Annotated in this window: 1 protein-coding gene; it reads right to left on the bottom strand. The window is 48.0% G+C overall.

What is annotated here, in order from left to right:
* A partial coding sequence (locus tag M5F03_RS00010; RefSeq protein WP_249705775.1) for a sulfite exporter TauE/SafE family protein occupies window positions 1–560 on the bottom strand: 560 nt, incomplete at both ends.

Here is a 560-nt window from a genome sequence, read left to right as displayed (position 1 = left end):
CCAATGAGCGCTGGAATCAGTGCTATGGCTGACATGGCATAATCAATCGGGAGATCTTCCACTGGATTTTGCTGTAAGAACACTGCCAAACAAATGGTTGATGTGGTAAAGGCTAAACCGAGTGACTGTACGAGGTCATCACGTTTGAGCTGCAAACCTTGCAAATATGGCACCACAGGGATCACCACCACACCGGTCGCAACAGTCAGCGCTCCACCGAGATAACCGATCATTGGAGATAGCCATTTTTCATGTGGTGCAAAGTTCGGCAAGCTCTTGGCACAAAGCCCATACAGTCCGTATAGTGCCAACATGCCCCCCAGTAAAGCTTCACTTTTAAATTCACCATGTCCTAAAGTTGGAAAAATACTCCAAATTGAACCGACGATAATCCCAAGTAATAAGGGCCAAAAGCGTTGAATTAGGCGCAGCACCTGCCCTTCGGCAAATAGTTGCCAAAAGTTGGTGACCATAGATGGAATAATCAATAACGTCGCTGCCTGAAATGGACTGATCACCATGGTGAGGAGGCCCATCGATACCGCAGGCAGGCCTAACCC

This window comes from Acinetobacter amyesii (assembly GCF_023499985.1).
GTDB classification, from domain to species: Bacteria; Pseudomonadota; Gammaproteobacteria; order Pseudomonadales; family Moraxellaceae; genus Acinetobacter; species Acinetobacter amyesii.
Note: the sequence above shows the minus strand (reverse complement) of the source record. Positions and strands in the feature narration are given on the sequence as shown.